Source organism: Pseudomonas sp. LS2P72, from assembly GCF_054897865.1.
Window position 1 is genome coordinate 5019055 of sequence record NZ_CM142708.1, and the last position, 14481, is coordinate 5033535.

General features: G+C 60.3%; 16 protein-coding genes. 13 read left to right on the forward strand and 3 right to left on the reverse strand.

The features are described 5' to 3' along the window. Positions 1-26: 26 nt before the first annotated feature. The 3 genes from ACYZUA_RS23050 to ACYZUA_RS23060 form a co-directional block, all read right to left on the reverse strand. Complete coding sequence (locus ACYZUA_RS23050) at positions 27-1184, reverse strand: cysteine desulfurase family protein (RefSeq protein ID WP_461960744.1); 1158 nt, start codon at positions 1182-1184, stop codon at positions 27-29. Positions 1185-1388: 204 nt separating this feature from the next. Next, positions 1389-2003, reverse strand: a complete 615-nt coding sequence (locus ACYZUA_RS23055; RefSeq protein WP_461960745.1) for a LysE family translocator — start codon at positions 2001-2003, stop codon at positions 1389-1391. Positions 2004-2104: 101 nt separating this feature from the next. Next, positions 2105-2374 (reverse strand): hypothetical protein, encoded by a 270-nt coding sequence (locus ACYZUA_RS23060; RefSeq protein ID WP_461960746.1) that lies wholly within the window; start codon positions 2372-2374, stop codon positions 2105-2107. Positions 2375-2774: 400 nt separating this feature from the next. Between ACYZUA_RS23060 and msuE the strand changes: the two genes are divergently transcribed. From msuE to ACYZUA_RS23125, 13 genes are all read left to right on the forward strand, one after another. Further along, positions 2775-3338: an FMN reductase gene (gene msuE, locus ACYZUA_RS23065; RefSeq protein ID WP_461960747.1), complete on the forward strand. Its 564-nt coding sequence runs from the start codon at positions 2775-2777 to the stop codon at positions 3336-3338. 10 nt (positions 3339-3348) lie between these two features. Continuing rightward, on the forward strand, positions 3349-4494 hold the full coding sequence (ssuD, locus tag ACYZUA_RS23070; RefSeq protein WP_033059220.1) for an FMNH2-dependent alkanesulfonate monooxygenase: 1146 nt from the start codon (positions 3349-3351) through the stop codon (positions 4492-4494). 136 nt (positions 4495-4630) lie between these two features. Further along, complete coding sequence (locus tag ACYZUA_RS23075) at positions 4631-5818, forward strand: acyl-CoA dehydrogenase family protein (protein WP_461960748.1); 1188 nt, start codon at positions 4631-4633, stop codon at positions 5816-5818. Between the two features lie 23 nt (positions 5819-5841). Beyond that, positions 5842-6945: a sigma-54 interaction domain-containing protein gene (locus tag ACYZUA_RS23080; protein WP_046049225.1), complete on the forward strand. Its 1104-nt coding sequence runs from the start codon at positions 5842-5844 to the stop codon at positions 6943-6945. Positions 6946-7426: 481 nt separating this feature from the next. Next, complete coding sequence (locus ACYZUA_RS23085) at positions 7427-7885, forward strand: VOC family protein (protein ID WP_461960749.1); 459 nt, start codon at positions 7427-7429, stop codon at positions 7883-7885. 324 nt (positions 7886-8209) lie between these two features. After that, positions 8210-9409: a PepSY-associated TM helix domain-containing protein gene (locus ACYZUA_RS23090; protein WP_461960750.1), complete on the forward strand. Its 1200-nt coding sequence runs from the start codon at positions 8210-8212 to the stop codon at positions 9407-9409. Further along, on the forward strand, positions 9406-9948 hold the full coding sequence (locus tag ACYZUA_RS23095; RefSeq protein WP_461960751.1) for a thiamine pyrophosphate-binding protein: 543 nt from the start codon (positions 9406-9408) through the stop codon (positions 9946-9948). The genes ACYZUA_RS23090 and ACYZUA_RS23095 overlap by 4 nt, the downstream gene beginning before the upstream one ends. Further along, positions 9945-10274, forward strand: a complete 330-nt coding sequence (locus ACYZUA_RS23100; protein ID WP_461960752.1) for a hypothetical protein — start codon at positions 9945-9947, stop codon at positions 10272-10274. Before ACYZUA_RS23095 ends, ACYZUA_RS23100 begins: the two co-directional genes overlap by 4 nt. Then, complete coding sequence (locus ACYZUA_RS23105; protein WP_461960753.1) at positions 10271-10843, forward strand: DUF6162 family protein; 573 nt, start codon at positions 10271-10273, stop codon at positions 10841-10843. Before ACYZUA_RS23100 ends, ACYZUA_RS23105 begins: the two co-directional genes overlap by 4 nt. Positions 10844-10878: 35 nt before the next feature. Further along, positions 10879-11805, forward strand: a complete 927-nt coding sequence (locus ACYZUA_RS23110) for a metal ABC transporter substrate-binding protein (RefSeq protein WP_461960754.1) — start codon at positions 10879-10881, stop codon at positions 11803-11805. Beyond that, positions 11802-12665, forward strand: coding sequence for a metal ABC transporter ATP-binding protein (locus tag ACYZUA_RS23115; RefSeq protein WP_461960755.1), 864 nt, complete (start codon positions 11802-11804; stop codon positions 12663-12665). The genes ACYZUA_RS23110 and ACYZUA_RS23115 overlap by 4 nt, the downstream gene beginning before the upstream one ends. After that, a complete protein-coding gene (locus tag ACYZUA_RS23120) occupies positions 12665-13564 on the forward strand; it encodes a metal ABC transporter permease (protein WP_427631526.1) in 900 nt (299 codons plus the stop codon). The genes ACYZUA_RS23115 and ACYZUA_RS23120 overlap by 1 nt, the downstream gene beginning before the upstream one ends. Further along, positions 13565-14467 (forward strand): metal ABC transporter substrate-binding protein, encoded by a 903-nt coding sequence (locus ACYZUA_RS23125; RefSeq protein WP_461960756.1) that lies wholly within the window; start codon positions 13565-13567, stop codon positions 14465-14467. Positions 14468-14481: the final 14 nt, after the last annotated feature.

Sequence of the window (14481 nt, forward strand, 5' to 3'; positions counted from 1 at the left end):
CCGATCAACGCCGGCACTTTCAGGCCTTATTGCCAAAATGCCGGAGCACTGGCGCAGGCCGCTTTAATCAGGTGTACCGCTTGGTCTATGTCTTGCTCGGTGGTGAACCGGCCGAGACTCAAACGAATGGTGCGACTCGCCGAGCGGGCGTCATGCCCCAGGGCCAGCAGCACATGGGAGGGCGCATTGCTCGCGGAATTGCAGGCCGAGGTTGCGGAAAACGCGATCGAGTTGCTCAACGCCGCAGAACTGAACTCACCTTCGTTGAAGGTCAGGCTCAGGGTATGAGGGATGCGCTGGGTCGGACTGCCATTGAGGCGAACCCCGGGAATACTCAGCAACTGTTTGAGCAAGCGCTCGCGCAACCGCACGATCGTGGCTTTCTCTTCATCGAACGAAGAGGCCGCCAACGAGAACGCCACACCCATGGCAGCGATCTGGTGAGTCGCCAGGGTGCCGGAACGCAAACCGCCCTCATGACCACCGCCGTGAATCTGCGCCTGCAAACGCTGCTGCGCGCGCGGCCCGACGTACAGCGCACCGATGCCTTTGGGGCCGTAAATCTTGTGGGCGGAAAATGACATCAGATCCACTGGCAACCGGGCCAGGTCGATCACTACTTTGCCTGCACCCTGAGCCGCGTCGACATGGAACAACGCATCGCGAGCACGCACGACTTCGCCGATGGCCGAGATGTCGTTGACCGTGCCCAGCTCGTTGTTGACCAGCATCAGCGACACCAGAAAGGTGTCTTCGCGCATCGCTTCGCTGACCGCTTGCGGAGTTATCAAACCCTCGGCGTCAGGCACCAGATAAGTCACCGCGACGCCGGCGTCCTGCAACTGCTTTGCCGTGTCGAGAATCGCTTTGTGTTCGATCTGGCTGGTGATGATGTGGCCGCCAGAAACGCCGCGTGCCTGGGCCACGCCCTTGAGCGCGAGATTGTTGGATTCAGTGGCGCCGGAGGTCCAGACGATCTGGTCCGCCTGAGCGCCGACCAGTTCGGCGACCTGACACCGCGCCTGCTCGACCGTTTGCCGGGCCTGTTGACCGAACGCATGGGAGCTGGACGCCGGGTTGCCGAAGTTGCCGGTAAAACCCAGACACTCGACCATGACCTTGATGACTCGCTCATCCACCGGCGTGGTGGCGGCGTAGTCGAAATACAGAGGACGTTTATTCATAGAAGACTCGCAGAGCATGTTCCGGGATCAGGAGGCTCGTCACTGAAACGTCAAAGCGCAGCCTCGTGAGCTGCGCCGATCGTTCAGAGCGTTAGAAATACCTGATCGGAGGCCGTTAAAGAAGAACAACTTCATTTAAAAGTGCGTAGGAACGCTCCTGAAGTCGAGCTTAACAGGCATCGGGTGACCGGTTGAAGCAATGCGTCAGCTAAAGCTTTCGAGCAACAACGGGTACAGCGAAGCCACCAGCAGCAAGGCCATGCCCCAATTGAACAGCCGCAACCAGCGGCGATCCTTCAACACGTTGCGCAACAACGTGCCACAGCCCGCCCAGACACTGACGCTCGGCAGGTTGATCAAGGCGAACACGGCCGCAATCACGATCACGTTGGTGAAATAACCCTGCATCGGCGTGTAGGTGCTGATGGCTCCGATGGCCATGATCCAGGCCTTGGGATTGACCCACTGAAACGCTGCGGCGCCCAAATAGCTGATCGGCTTACCCTCGCCCTTTTCACTCTCGGAAACCGGTCCCGAATGGGCGATTTTCCACGCCAGATACAACAAATACGCCGCGCCAACGTAGCGCAGCACGCTATAGAGCAAAGGATAGGTTTGAAACACTGCGCCCAAGCCGAAACCTACCGCCACCACGAGTACGAAGAAGCCGCAGGTGATGCCAAGCATGTGGGGAATGGTGCGGTTAAAGCCGAAGTTCACGCCCGATGCCAGCAGCATCGTGTTGTTGGGTCCGGGAGTAATCGAGGTGACAAGCGCAAACAGGGCAAAGCCCAGCAGCAGATCGAGCGAGAGCGTCATGGGTGGCAGTCCATTGGGGTCAGTCAGGTGTTGACCCTATCGCACGCTTTGAGGGAAACCCATGGACAGTTGCGTGAAACTTCAAGCGGTACAGTTTGCGATCAGCTAGGACGACCGTGCAGCTGTACAGCACGTTCGGCGTTCATCTCGCCTTGTTTGTCGAAACTGAACGTCTTTTGCGGTTGGCCGAGCAATTCGGCTTTTTTCGCGTGGTACTCGTCGAAAGACAGACCGCGACGATTCAATGCCTCAAGTGCCAATTCTCTGGTTTCTTCTGCGGTGTACGGCCGTAATTCCGGGGAAACATGGCTGGCACATCCGGCGAGCACGGAGACCGCAAGCAGCAAGAAAGTAGCGATTAGAGGTTTCATTGTGAGTGTCCTGACATCTGGCTTCGAGGCAATGAACACAGGCTACGCCGGGCATCCGATCAGCAGAAATCAACGCTCTCGATAGTGGCTATCAACTTTGCCTAATGCCGCTCAGGTCGTGCGCCTTATATCTCTAAACGATCTATAAATATTAATTCTAGGTCTTTTGCGGAATAACACAGAGCCTTTATAACAACTGTCATCGCTTCACGCACTGTTGCCCAAGCAACTGTTTGCCAGGCAACAGCCATTCAACAAACAGCTCTGCCATTCGTACAGTGTCTACCGGCCAACACGCTGAAAGCCCCGTAAATCGGGGTTCCGATGGATTGGTACAGCTCTTGCTCTCTGTAGTGACTACTCACTGCTCCCTGAGCAACTGTTTAAAAAGGAACTGGTCATGTCGCGTCCATTGAAAGTCGTTGCCCTCTCCGGCGGTACCTGGCGTCCATCCCGCACGTTGGTGCTGACCCAGGCGCTGTTGGCACAACTGGCCGAGCAATTGCCGATTGAAAGCAAACTGATTGAACTGGGTGACATCGCCCGCCCGTTGGGTGCTGCACTGTCCCGTCAAGAGTTGAGCGTCGAGATCGAAGCCGAGCTACAAGCGATCGAGAACGCCGACCTGCTGATCGTCGCCGCCCCGGTTTATCGCGGTTCCTACCCAGGACTGCTCAAGCATCTGTTCGACCTGATCGACCTCAATGCATTGATCGACACGCCGGTATTGCTGGCCGCCACCGGTGGCAGCGAGCGTCATGCACTGGTGCTGGATCACCAGTTGCGGCCGCTGTTCAGTTTCTTCCAGGCCTTGACCTTGCCGATTGGCGTCTACGCCACCGAAGCCGATTTCTCGAATTATCAAATAACCAGTGAGCCCTTGAAGGCCCGCATTCGTCTTGCGGCAGAACGCGCCGCGCCGTTGTTTGGCGTGCACCCCAAAAATCTGCTGAAAATCGCTTAAGGATTTCTTCATGGATGTTTTCTGGTTCCTGCCGACCCACGGCGACGGCCATTATCTGGGCACCACTCAGGGCGCTCGCCCGGTGACACTCAACTACCTGAAACAAGTGGCTCAGGCGGCCGACAGCCTTGGCTACCACGGCGTACTGATTCCCACCGGGCGCTCCTGCGAGGATTCGTGGGTGATTGCTTCGGCGCTGGTGCCGCTGACCGAACGCCTGCGTTATCTGGTGGCGATTCGGCCGGGGATCATCTCGCCGACGGTCTCGGCGCGCATGGCCGCGACACTGGATCGACTGTCCAATGGTCGCTTGCTGATCAACGTGGTCACCGGCGGTGACCCGGATGAAAACCGTGGTGACGGCATCTTCCTCGATCACAGCGAACGCTACGAAGTGACCGACGAATTCCTGAAAATCTGGCGCCGGGTGCTGCAAGGCGAATCGGTGGATTTCGAAGGCAAACACCTGCAAGTGCAGAACGCCAAGGCGCTGTATCCGCCGGTGCAAAAACCCTATCCGCCGCTGTACTTCGGCGGTTCTTCCGAAGCCGCGCATGAACTGGCCGCCGAGCAGGTTGATGTCTACCTGACTTGGGGCGAACCACCGGCTGCCGTGGCGGAAAAACTGGCCGATGTGCGTGAGCGTGCAGCGCGAAACGGTCGCACGGTGAAGTTCGGGATTCGCTTGCACGTGATCGTTCGCGAGACCGCCGAAGAGGCCTGGAAAGCGGCCGACAAACTCATCGAACACATCAGCGACGAAACCATCGCGGCCGCGCAGAAGTCGTTCTCGCGTTTTGATTCCGAAGGTCAGCGGCGCATGGCGGCGTTGCATGACGGGCGTCGTGACAACCTGGAAATATCCCCCAACCTCTGGGCCGGTGTCGGTCTGGTGCGTGGCGGTGCCGGGACGGCGTTGGTGGGCGATCCGCAGCAAGTGGCGGCGCGAATCAAGGAGTACGCGGACCTGGGGATCGAGAGCTTCATCTTCTCCGGCTATCCGCACCTCGAAGAGGCTTATCGTTTTGCCGAGCTGGTGTTCCCGCTGTTGCCTGAGCCGTACGCCAGCCTGGCCGGGCGCGGCGTCACTAATCTCACCGGGCCGTTCGGCGAAATGATTGCCAATGATGTGCTCCCCACCAAAGCCACGGCCTGACCCACGCGCCCTTGTAGGAGCAAAGCTTGCTCGCGATGCGGTCACTGCGGTTTATCCAGTTGGACCGCATCATCGTTCATCGCGGGCAAGCCTTGCTCCTACAGGGGATGGCGTCGATTTTCATGAGGAACCCCGTGTGCCTGCCAAACCGCAAAGCGCCCTGATATCCCCCTTGCAGACCGCCCGCCGATTGGCCGCCGAGTTTGCCCTGACCGCTGTCGAGCGCGATGAACGTGGCGGTACACCCAAAGCCGAACGTGATGCCTTGCGCCAAAGCGGTCTGCTCGCGTTAAGCATTCCCACCCAGTACGGCGGCCTCGGCGCCAGCTGGAGTGACACCCTGACCATCGTGCGCGAGTTCGCCAAGGTCGACAGTTCGATTGCCCATGTCTTCGGCTTCCATCACCTGATGCTCGCCACCGTGCGCCTGTTCGCCCGGCCCGAGCAGTGGCAGCCATGGTTCGAACAGACCGCGCGCAAAAACTGGTTCTGGGGCAACGCCCTGAACCCGCTGGACACCCGCACCGTGGTAAAAAACCTCGGTGGCTGGCGTGAGTTTTCCGGCAAGAAAAGCTTCTGCTCCGGCGCCAGCGATTCGGAAATGCTGATCGCCTCGGCCGTCGACGAAAGCGCTGGCGGCAAGCTGTTGATCGCCGCGATTCCCAGCGGTCGCAGCGGCATCACCTTGCATAACGACTGGAACAACATGGGCCAGCGCCAGAGCGACAGCGGCAGCGCGACGTTCGAACGGGTACGGGTCGAAGAGTCGGAATTACTCCTCGATCCCGGCCCGCTGAGTACGCCATTCGCCTGCCTGCGGCCGTTGATTGCCCAGCTGACATTCACTCACATGTTCCTCGGCATCGCTGAAGGTGCCTTCGAAGAAGCGCGGCAATACACCCTCACCGAGACCCGTCCGTGGCACAAATCCAGTGCTCAGGATGTGCGTCAGGATCCTTATGTGCTCGGCCACTACGGCGAATTCTGGGTCGCCCTCGAAAGTGTTCGACTGCTGGTGGAGCGCGCTGCCGGGTTGCTCGACAAGGCCTGGGCCAAAGGCCCGAACCTCAGCGCCGAAGAACGTGGACACCTCGCTAACGCTATCGCCACGGCCAAGGTCGCTGCCACTCGCAACGGTCTGGAACTCTGTAGCCGGTTGTTCGAAGTGACCGGCGCCCGTTCAACTCATGCCTCACTGCGACTGGATCGCCATTGGCGCAACCTGCGCACGCAAACCCTGCACGACCCGGTGGATTACAAACTCCATGAACTCGGTGACTGGGCGCTCAACCAGTCCCTGCCGGTTCCGACTTTCTATTCATAGCCTTCCATTCATGGAGCCTGCCCATGCAACTGCTGACCTTACCGCCCTCGCCCGCTCTGGCCACCTCGATCCGCGCCACGGCGCAGGTGTTCGAAGACCCTAAATCCCAGGCCTTGCTCGCCCACATTCAACAAGTCGCACCGAGTGAAGCCAGCGTGCTGATCATCGGCGAAACCGGCACCGGCAAGGAGCTGGTGGCGCGGCATATCCACAACCTCAGCGCCCGGCGCAACCGGCCATTCGTGGCGGTGAACTGCGGCGCGTTCTCCGAATCGCTGGTGGAGGCCGAGTTGTTCGGCCATGAAAAAGGTGCCTTCACCGGGGCGTTGAGCGCCAAGGCCGGATGGTTCGAAGAGGCCGACGGCGGCACGTTGTTCCTCGACGAAATCGGCGATTTGCCGATGGCGATTCAGGTCAAGTTGTTGCGAGTGTTGCAAGAGCGCGAAGTGGTGCGACTGGGTTCACGCAAGAGCATTCCCATCAACGTGCGCGTGCTGGCCGCGACCAACGTGCAACTGGAGAAAGCCATCAACGCCGGTCATTTCCGCGAGGATTTGTACTACCGCCTCGACGTGGTCAGCCTCGAATTAAGCCCGCTGCGCGACCGCCCCGGCGACATCCTGCCGCTGACCCGACACTTCGTCGAAGCCTACAGCCAGCGCCTCGGCTACGGCACCATCACCATCAGCAAAGAGGCCGAACTGAAACTGCGCAGCTACAGCTGGCCGGGCAACATCCGCGAACTGGAAAACGTCATTCACCACACCCTGCTGATCTGCCGAAACGGCGTGATCGAACGCGACGATTTGCGCCTGTCGAACATGCGCATCGAGCGTCAGGACGATTACCACAGCACCGTCGACGATTCACCGGAGGCCCTGCTCGATCGGGCCTTTCAAAAACTTTTCGAAGAGCAGGCTGGAGCGCTGCACGAGAAAGTCGAAGACGCTTTACTGCGGGCGGCCTATCGCTTCAGCCATTACAACCAGGTGCACACCGCTGCTTTGCTGGGGCTGAGCCGCAATGTAACGCGCACGCGTCTGATCAAGATTGGCGAACTGGCCGTGAACAAGCGCCGGCCCACCGAAAACCTTCAGGGCGAGCGTGTCATGCAGCTGTCGATCTAACCCACCAGATTGCAGTGCAGGGCGGGGCGGACTGGTCTGTCGATGGAGGCAATGTCCGTTGCGCAACTTGGCGATGTGCTGGGGAACGCGGGCCGGGGGCGCAGCTGTTGGAGTCGAACTGATCGCACTCCTGTGGCGAGGGAGCTTGCCCCCTCGCCACAATTAATTCGCTTGGAACCCCGGCGCAATCTGGCCTTTGTAGCGGGTCAGGATGAAGCGCGACTTCGTTGGCGATCCGATGGGCGACCGGCGGGCTGATCGGATAAACGGTAGATTCAGGCATACAAGCCTCTCAGTACCAACCCGCGCAATCTGCTGCCTCGTGATGCGGCCGCAGCTGTGATCTTTTTTGTGAACTTGGTGAATGCTGAGGATCAAAAATCAAGACCTCGCCATTTTTGGCAGCACCTACACTTGATGATCCTGCTGAAAAGCGGCGAAGTGAAATCTTCCATCTACAAAAAAATCAGGGAGAACCATCATGAGTGTCAAACCTATTCCAGAGGGTTATCACAGCATCACCCCGTATCTGGGCATTCAAAAAGCGGCCGAAGCCATCGAGTTTTACAAGAAAGCTTTTGGCGCCACCGAAGTCATGCGCCTGTCCATGCCCGATGGCGGCATCGGCCATGCTGAACTGCGTATCGGCGATTGCCCGATCATGCTTGGCACGCCGTGCGATCAGGGGCCATTGAGCAATCCGGACACGTCGCCGTCCGTGGGGCTGCATCTGTATGTGAACGATGTGGACACGTCCTATAAACAGGCGATTGCCGCTGGCGGCACGGTGGTGTCCGAGGTCAAGGATCAGTTTTATGGCGACCGCTCGGGAACCCTGAAGGATCCCTATGGGCATTTGTGGTTTCTGGCCACGCGCAAGGAAGATCTGACTCAGGAGCAGATCGAGCAGCGGGCGAAGGAGATGTACAGCCAGGGTTGACTCAATGATCCCGCGAAGTGAATGAACATCCCTTGTGGGAGCGAGCCTGCTCGCGAAAGCGGTGCGTCAGTCAACGTTGAAATTGACTGATATGACGCCTTCGTCGGAACGCCGCCCGGAGCAGGCTCGCTCCTACAAAGGGTAGGCTTCATGGCAATACGAAACATTTTCTTTCATATCCCCCTTCGGGATTTTCGATGCTCATCCGTCTTATTTAGATGCAGTCGGCCCGCGTAGGCAAAAGCCACGGCCCGGCCTTTCATGGACCTCATCGCCGGGAAACCCTCTAGCGGCGGCCATCTCATCGAAACAAGACCTTTAATCATGTCGAAGAAATCCCGTTCCAAACTCTGGTTTCTGGTCCATAGCTGGCTGGCATTGCCGATCTGGTTTTTTGTGCTGATCGTGTGCGTGACCGGCACCCTGGCGGTGGTCAGCCAGGAAATCGTCTGGCTGGCCAACCCGCAAATGCGCGCCAGCCAGCCCTCGGACGATGCGCCGCTGCTCAGCTATGACCAGATCATCGCCGCCATCAAGAAAGCTGAGCCCAACACTCTGGTTGAGGCCATCAGCCGACCCGATGAATCGCACTTCGCCCTCGACGTGGACGTCAGCTATCCCGACGGTCGCTCGGTGACGGTTTACGTCAATCCCTACAGCGGCGTGATTCAGGGCACGGCCCCGCAATTCAATTTCAAGGCGTTTACCCGCGCCCTGCATGGCTGGTGGCTGGTGCCGTTCACCAACGGTTACAGCTGGGGCTGGTACCTGGTGTCATTCCTGAGCTTGCCGCTATTAGCGTCCTTGGTCACCGGGCTGGTGGTCTACAAGCGCTTCTGGAAAGGATTCTTGCGACCGACTTTGCGCATTCGGCACGGTGCACGGATTTTCTGGGGCGACTTTCACCGCCTCAGCGGCATCTGGTCGATCTGGTTTATCGCGGTGATTTCCATCACCAGCACCTGGTTTCTGATTCAGGCGTTCATGTTCGATAACCAGATTACAATTTCCACCGCGCCGGTCGCTGCCGTGGTTCCGCGTGAAAGTGTCCCGCTGACTGCCGACGGTTCGCCGGCGCCGATGATCAGCCTGGAGACGGCGATCCGCGAAGCCAAGGAACGTATTCCCGGCCTGGACGACAGCTTTGTCAGCCTGCCCGCCAACGCCTACAGCTACCTCTCGGTGGGCGGGCGCAGTTGGTATCCGCTGATGTTCCAGACCGCCGACATCAACCCGTACACCGGCGACATCGCCTCCACCCGCCTGTTGTCGGACCGTTCCGGCCTGGAGCTGGTGACCGAGTCCATGCGTCCGCTGCACACCGGCGACTTCGGTGGCATCTGGATCAAACTGATCTGGTTCTTCTTCGGCCTGATCCTGAGCATGATGGTCCTCAGCGGCCTGTTGATCTGGACCAAGCGCACCGCCCTCGCCACGGCCAACGCCCTCAAGCGCAGCCATAAACGCCCGCGCAATCAGATCGCTGCGGCCAACAGCCGTGAAACCACGGAGGTTAGCCAATGAGCCTGTTCATCGCTGATAAACCGGCTTCGAAACTGAGTCGCTTCTGGCACAAATGGCGCTTCCACATCAACGTTCTGCTGTTGCTGGTGCCGCTGGGGTTCATGCCCAAGTACTTTGCCGACGCTGCGCTGTTTCGTGGTGACACCGGCCTGGGTGAGCGGGAGATCGGAGAGGTTCAGGTCGGCCCCTGGAGTCTGCGCCTGGCCGAGTTGCGCAACGATGCCCCGACCCTCGATGGCCCGGCCGGCTACATGAAAAGCTTCAACGCGGCGCTGTGCGACAGTTGCCGCGATCAGGTCAAGGCGACGTACCTGCGCATTGGCAAACCGCGCAGCCTGCGCGCTGCCGGGGTGATTTTCTTCGGCACGCCGTACCGCATGGGCGCGATGTTGCCGATTCCCGAGAAGACCAAAGCCGACGCCGAGCTGTGGATCACCATGGAAGGCTGGGATGGCGCCATGCATCAGGCCTCCATTCCCCTGAGCCAGGCATCCCCGGCCACCCTCGCCTGGCTGAACCAACAAGGAGGCAAACCATGATCAACGCTCTACGTCCTCTAAGCGCCGCGCTGCTGGCGCTCTGCGCCGGTTTCAGCGCCAGCGCCCTGGCCCACAACCCGATGTGCGAATGCAAAGCCATCGACGCCGAGCAGATCAAATGCACCGGCGGTTTCTCCGACGGCAGCGGCGCACCGGGGGTGACCCTGGACGTGATCGGCTACGACGAAACCATTCTGGTGCCGGGCAAGCTCGGCGCCGATTCGACCCTGACTTTCAAGAAGCCGGGCGCCGAATTCTATGTGTTGTTCGACGCCGGTCCCGGTCACGTCGTCGAGATCGACCAAGCGGACATCGAAGCCCCATGAGTACCCCGACTACGCAAATCGTCCGCCCGGCCGGTGCCGGCCATGAAACCCTCTATGTGTTGCTGTTGTGCCTGATGATCCTCGCGGTTGCCGGTTCGGTGGTTGCTTGGCGCGGTGAGTCTCAGGAAGTCAGCAGCGTTGGCAGCCATCAACTGGACGCCCGCCGTGACTTGAGCGCGTCCGAGCAAGGCATCTACGCCGACCTGCGGGTGACGCTCGACGAAATTCATCTGCTGCGTCAGGAGCAACAGGCGCTACCCGCCCCCGCCGCCCTCGCCAGTGAGGGTTTTGCGCCATTCGCCCAGGACGCCAGTTCCGTCAGCCGTGGCGGTCATGCCTGGCAATTGCTCGACGCCAAGGCTTACTTCGGCCAGAGCCAGACGCCCACCGTGGCGGGTTCGTTTCTGATGCGCTTGACCGCTGACGACGATGCGCCGGACGTCTGGCTCAACCGCGGCAACGCCCTCGCGGCCCCGACCGACCTCACCGACGCTGCGCTGGAAAGCGCCGGCTGGCAGCAGATCGTCGCGCAATTCGATGCCGGCGTGACCCGCCAGCACCGGCACTGAACCCTCGCCTTCACCCGAGAGAAGACTGCTTTCCCATGCCTATTTCATCTCAACGTTCTTTCTTGCGCCTGATGCTGGTCGGCTTACTGGCTTGTCTGCTGACTCCGCTGGCCAGTGCCGACGAGGCCAAGCGCCTGCGCATCGGCATCACCCTGCATCCTTACTACAGCTACGTGGCGAACATCGTCGGTGACAAGGCCGAAGTGGTGCCGTTGATTCCGGCCGGTTTCAACCCGCATGCCTACGAGCCGCGCGCCGAAGACATCAAGCGCATCAGTGGTCTGGACGTGGTCGTGCTCAACGGCGTCGGCCATGACGACTTCGCCGACCGCATGATCGCCGCCAGCGAAACCCCGAACGTCCCGGTGATCGAAGCCAACGAAAACGTGCCGTTGCTGGCCGCCACCGGCGTCGCCGCTCGCGGTGCCGGCAAGGTCGTAAACCCGCACACGTTCCTGTCGATCAGCGCCTCGATTGCCCAGGTCAACAACATCGCCCGGGAACTGGGCAAGCTCGACCCGGCCAACGCCAAGACCTACACCCAGAACGCCCGCGCCTACGGCAAACGCCTGCGGCAGATGCGCGCCGACGCCCTGGCGAAACTGACCGAAGCACCGAACGCGGAACTGCGAGTGGCCACGGTTCACGCGGCGTACGACTATTTGCTGCGCGAATTCGGCCTGGAAGTGACGGCCGTGGTCGAACCGGCCCACGGCATCGAACCGAGCCCGAGCCAGTTGAAAAAAACCATCGATCAACTGCGCGAACTGGATGTGAAAGTGATCTTCTCGGAGATGGATTTCCCGTCCACCTACGTCGACACCATCCAGCGTGAATCCGGGGTGAAGCTGTACCCGCTGTCGCACATTTCCTATGGCGAATACACCGCCGACAAGTATGAAAAGGAAATGACCGGCAACCTCAACACCGTGGTCCGGGCGATTCAGGAGTCCGGTAAATGACCGCGAAAGAAACCATCAGTTCGACCAACCCCGAATCCCCTGTGGGAGCGAGCCTGCTCGCGAAGAGGGAGTGTCAATCGACATCAATGTTGACTGACCCACCGCAATCGCGAGCAGGTCGAATCGTCGCACCGTCACTCCCACAGGTTTCCGGGCCGACCTTAGATTTTTCGGAGGTCAGCCTGACGTTGGGCCGCACGACGATCCTCGACAACGTCACGTTTCAGGTCCAGCCCAGCAGCGTGCATGCGCTGGTCGGCCCCAACGGCGGCGGCAAGAGTTCGCTGATCAAGACCCTGCTCGGGCAGATGCCCCATCAGGGTCGCTTGAGTCTGCAATGGCCCGGCATACCGGGAACCATCGGCTACGTACCTCAAGCCCTGGAATTCGATCGGGGTTTGCCGATGACCGTCGACGATTTCATGGCCGCGATGTGCCAGCGACGCCCGGCGTTTCTCGGGTTGAGCAAGCACTACGCCGCCGCGATTGGCGAAGCCCTGGAACGGGTCGGCATGCAGGACAAACGCAAGCGGCGCATGGGTGCGTTGTCCGGCGGTGAACGCCAGCGTGTGTTGCTGGCTCAAGGGTTGATTCCGACGCCGCAATTGTTGGTGTTGGATGAACCGATGTCGGCTTTGGATGAGGCGGGAATTCAGGTGTTTGAACGGTTGCTCGGCGACTGGCGCCAGAGCGGCATCACCGTGCTGTGGATCGAGCATGATCTGGAAGCAGTTGGACGGCTGGCGGATCGGGTCACCGGGCTCAATCGCCGGGTGTTGTTCGATGCCACGCCGAAACAGGCGCTGACCCCGGAACGCCTGCTGACCCTGTTTTCGACCCATCCACGGAGCGCTGCCTGATGAGTTACGAAGCCTTTCGTTTGATGGTCCAGGGCTGGGCCTCGTCAGGTTATCTGCCCGAGGCGCTGGCCTATGGATTTGTGGTCAACGCGTTGCTCGCCGGTTTGCTGATCGGCCCGGTGCTGGGTGGTTTGGGCACGTTGGTGGTGGTCAAGCGTTTCGCATTTTTCTCTGAAGCGGTAGGCCACGCGGCGCTGACCGGCGTGGCCATCGGCATTCTGCTGGGCGAACCGTACACCGGGCCTTACGGCAGTCTGTTCGGCTACTGCTTGTTGTTTGGCATATTGCTGAACTACCTGCGCAATCGCACGGGTCTGGCGCCGGATACGTTGATCGGTGTGTTTCTGTCGGTGTCGTTGGCGCTGGGTGCCAGTCTGCTGCTGATATTGGCGGGCAAAGTCAACGTGCACATCCTCGAAAACGTGTTGTTCGGTTCGGTGCTGACCGTCAACGGCAATGACCTGCTGGTGTTGGCCATCGTCGGCTCGCTGGTCATGGCGCTGGCCTTGCCGCTGTACAACCGCATCATGCTGGCCAGTTTCAATCCGCAACTGGCGGCGGTGCGTGGTGTGGCGGTGAAGACCCTGGATTATCTGTTTGTGATTCTGGTGACCCTGATCACCGTGGCGGCGGTAAAAGTCATCGGCGCGATTCTGGTCGGCGCCCTGCTCGTGATTCCGGCGGCAGCGGCGCGATTGCTGAGTCAGTCGCTGAAAGGTTTCTTCTGGTGCTCGGTGCTGATCGCCACGGTCAGCACGCTGTGCGGGATCCTTGCGCCGATTGTGTTCGACCTGCCTATCCCGTCCGGCGCAGCGATCATTCTGGTGGCCGGTATCGCCTTCGCTCTCGCCGCCATTGCGCGCGGCGTTGTCCCCAGCCTGAAAGGGAATCTCGGATAAATGTCTTTCTCTCTGCGTCAACTGACCCTGGCCGCCGCCCTCTGCGGGCTGGTCAACACAACTTTTGCGGCTGACAGCGCCAAACCGCTGCGCGTGCTGGCGTCCTTGCCGATCACTTATGGTCTGGGCGAAGTCTTGCTCAAAGGCACAGATGTCAACCTTGAACGTGCTGCGCCGGCGAGTCTGCCCGGTAGCCGGCAGACCGCGTACTTCACGGGTCGTGGCGCTCCGGCGCTGGCCAAACTGGCGACCGACGCCGATGCAGTGATTGGTCTGCGTTCGCTGTGGGCGGATGATCCGCTTTACCCGATCTCCCGGCGCAGCAACATCCGCATCGTCGAGGTCGACGCCGCACGACCGGTGGACGGCGCCCTGCCCGGCATCGCCGTGCTGCCTGGCAACAAGGTTGATGGGTTGAACAGTCAGCCGTGGTTTTCCAGCAACAACATGGGGCGGATGGCGGACGTCATGGCGGCGGACCTGGTGCGCCTGGCGCCCGAGGCCAAGCCAAAGATCGAGGCCAACCTGGCGGCGCTCAAACAGCGCTTGCTCAAGTTCAGCGCCGACAGCGAAGCGCGGCTGGCCAGTGCCGACAACCTCAGCGTGATGAGCCTGAGTGATCACTTTGGCTATCTGATCGGCGGTCTCAACCTGGAACTGATCGGCCTCGATGCGCGGCCGGATGCCGAATGGACACCCGAAGCGCTCAAGCAATTGGGCTCGACGCTCAAGGACAATGAGGTGGCGGTGGTGTTGCACCACCGACAGCCGTCGGAAGCGGTGAAAACGGTGATTGCCGAGGCTGGGAGTCGTCTGGTGGTGTTGAGTGTGGATGCGGCGGATCCGGTGGCCGAGCTGGAAGGGAATGTGGATTTGCTGATCAAGGGGTTGAGTGGCGTGTAACGTCAGTTGGTCCG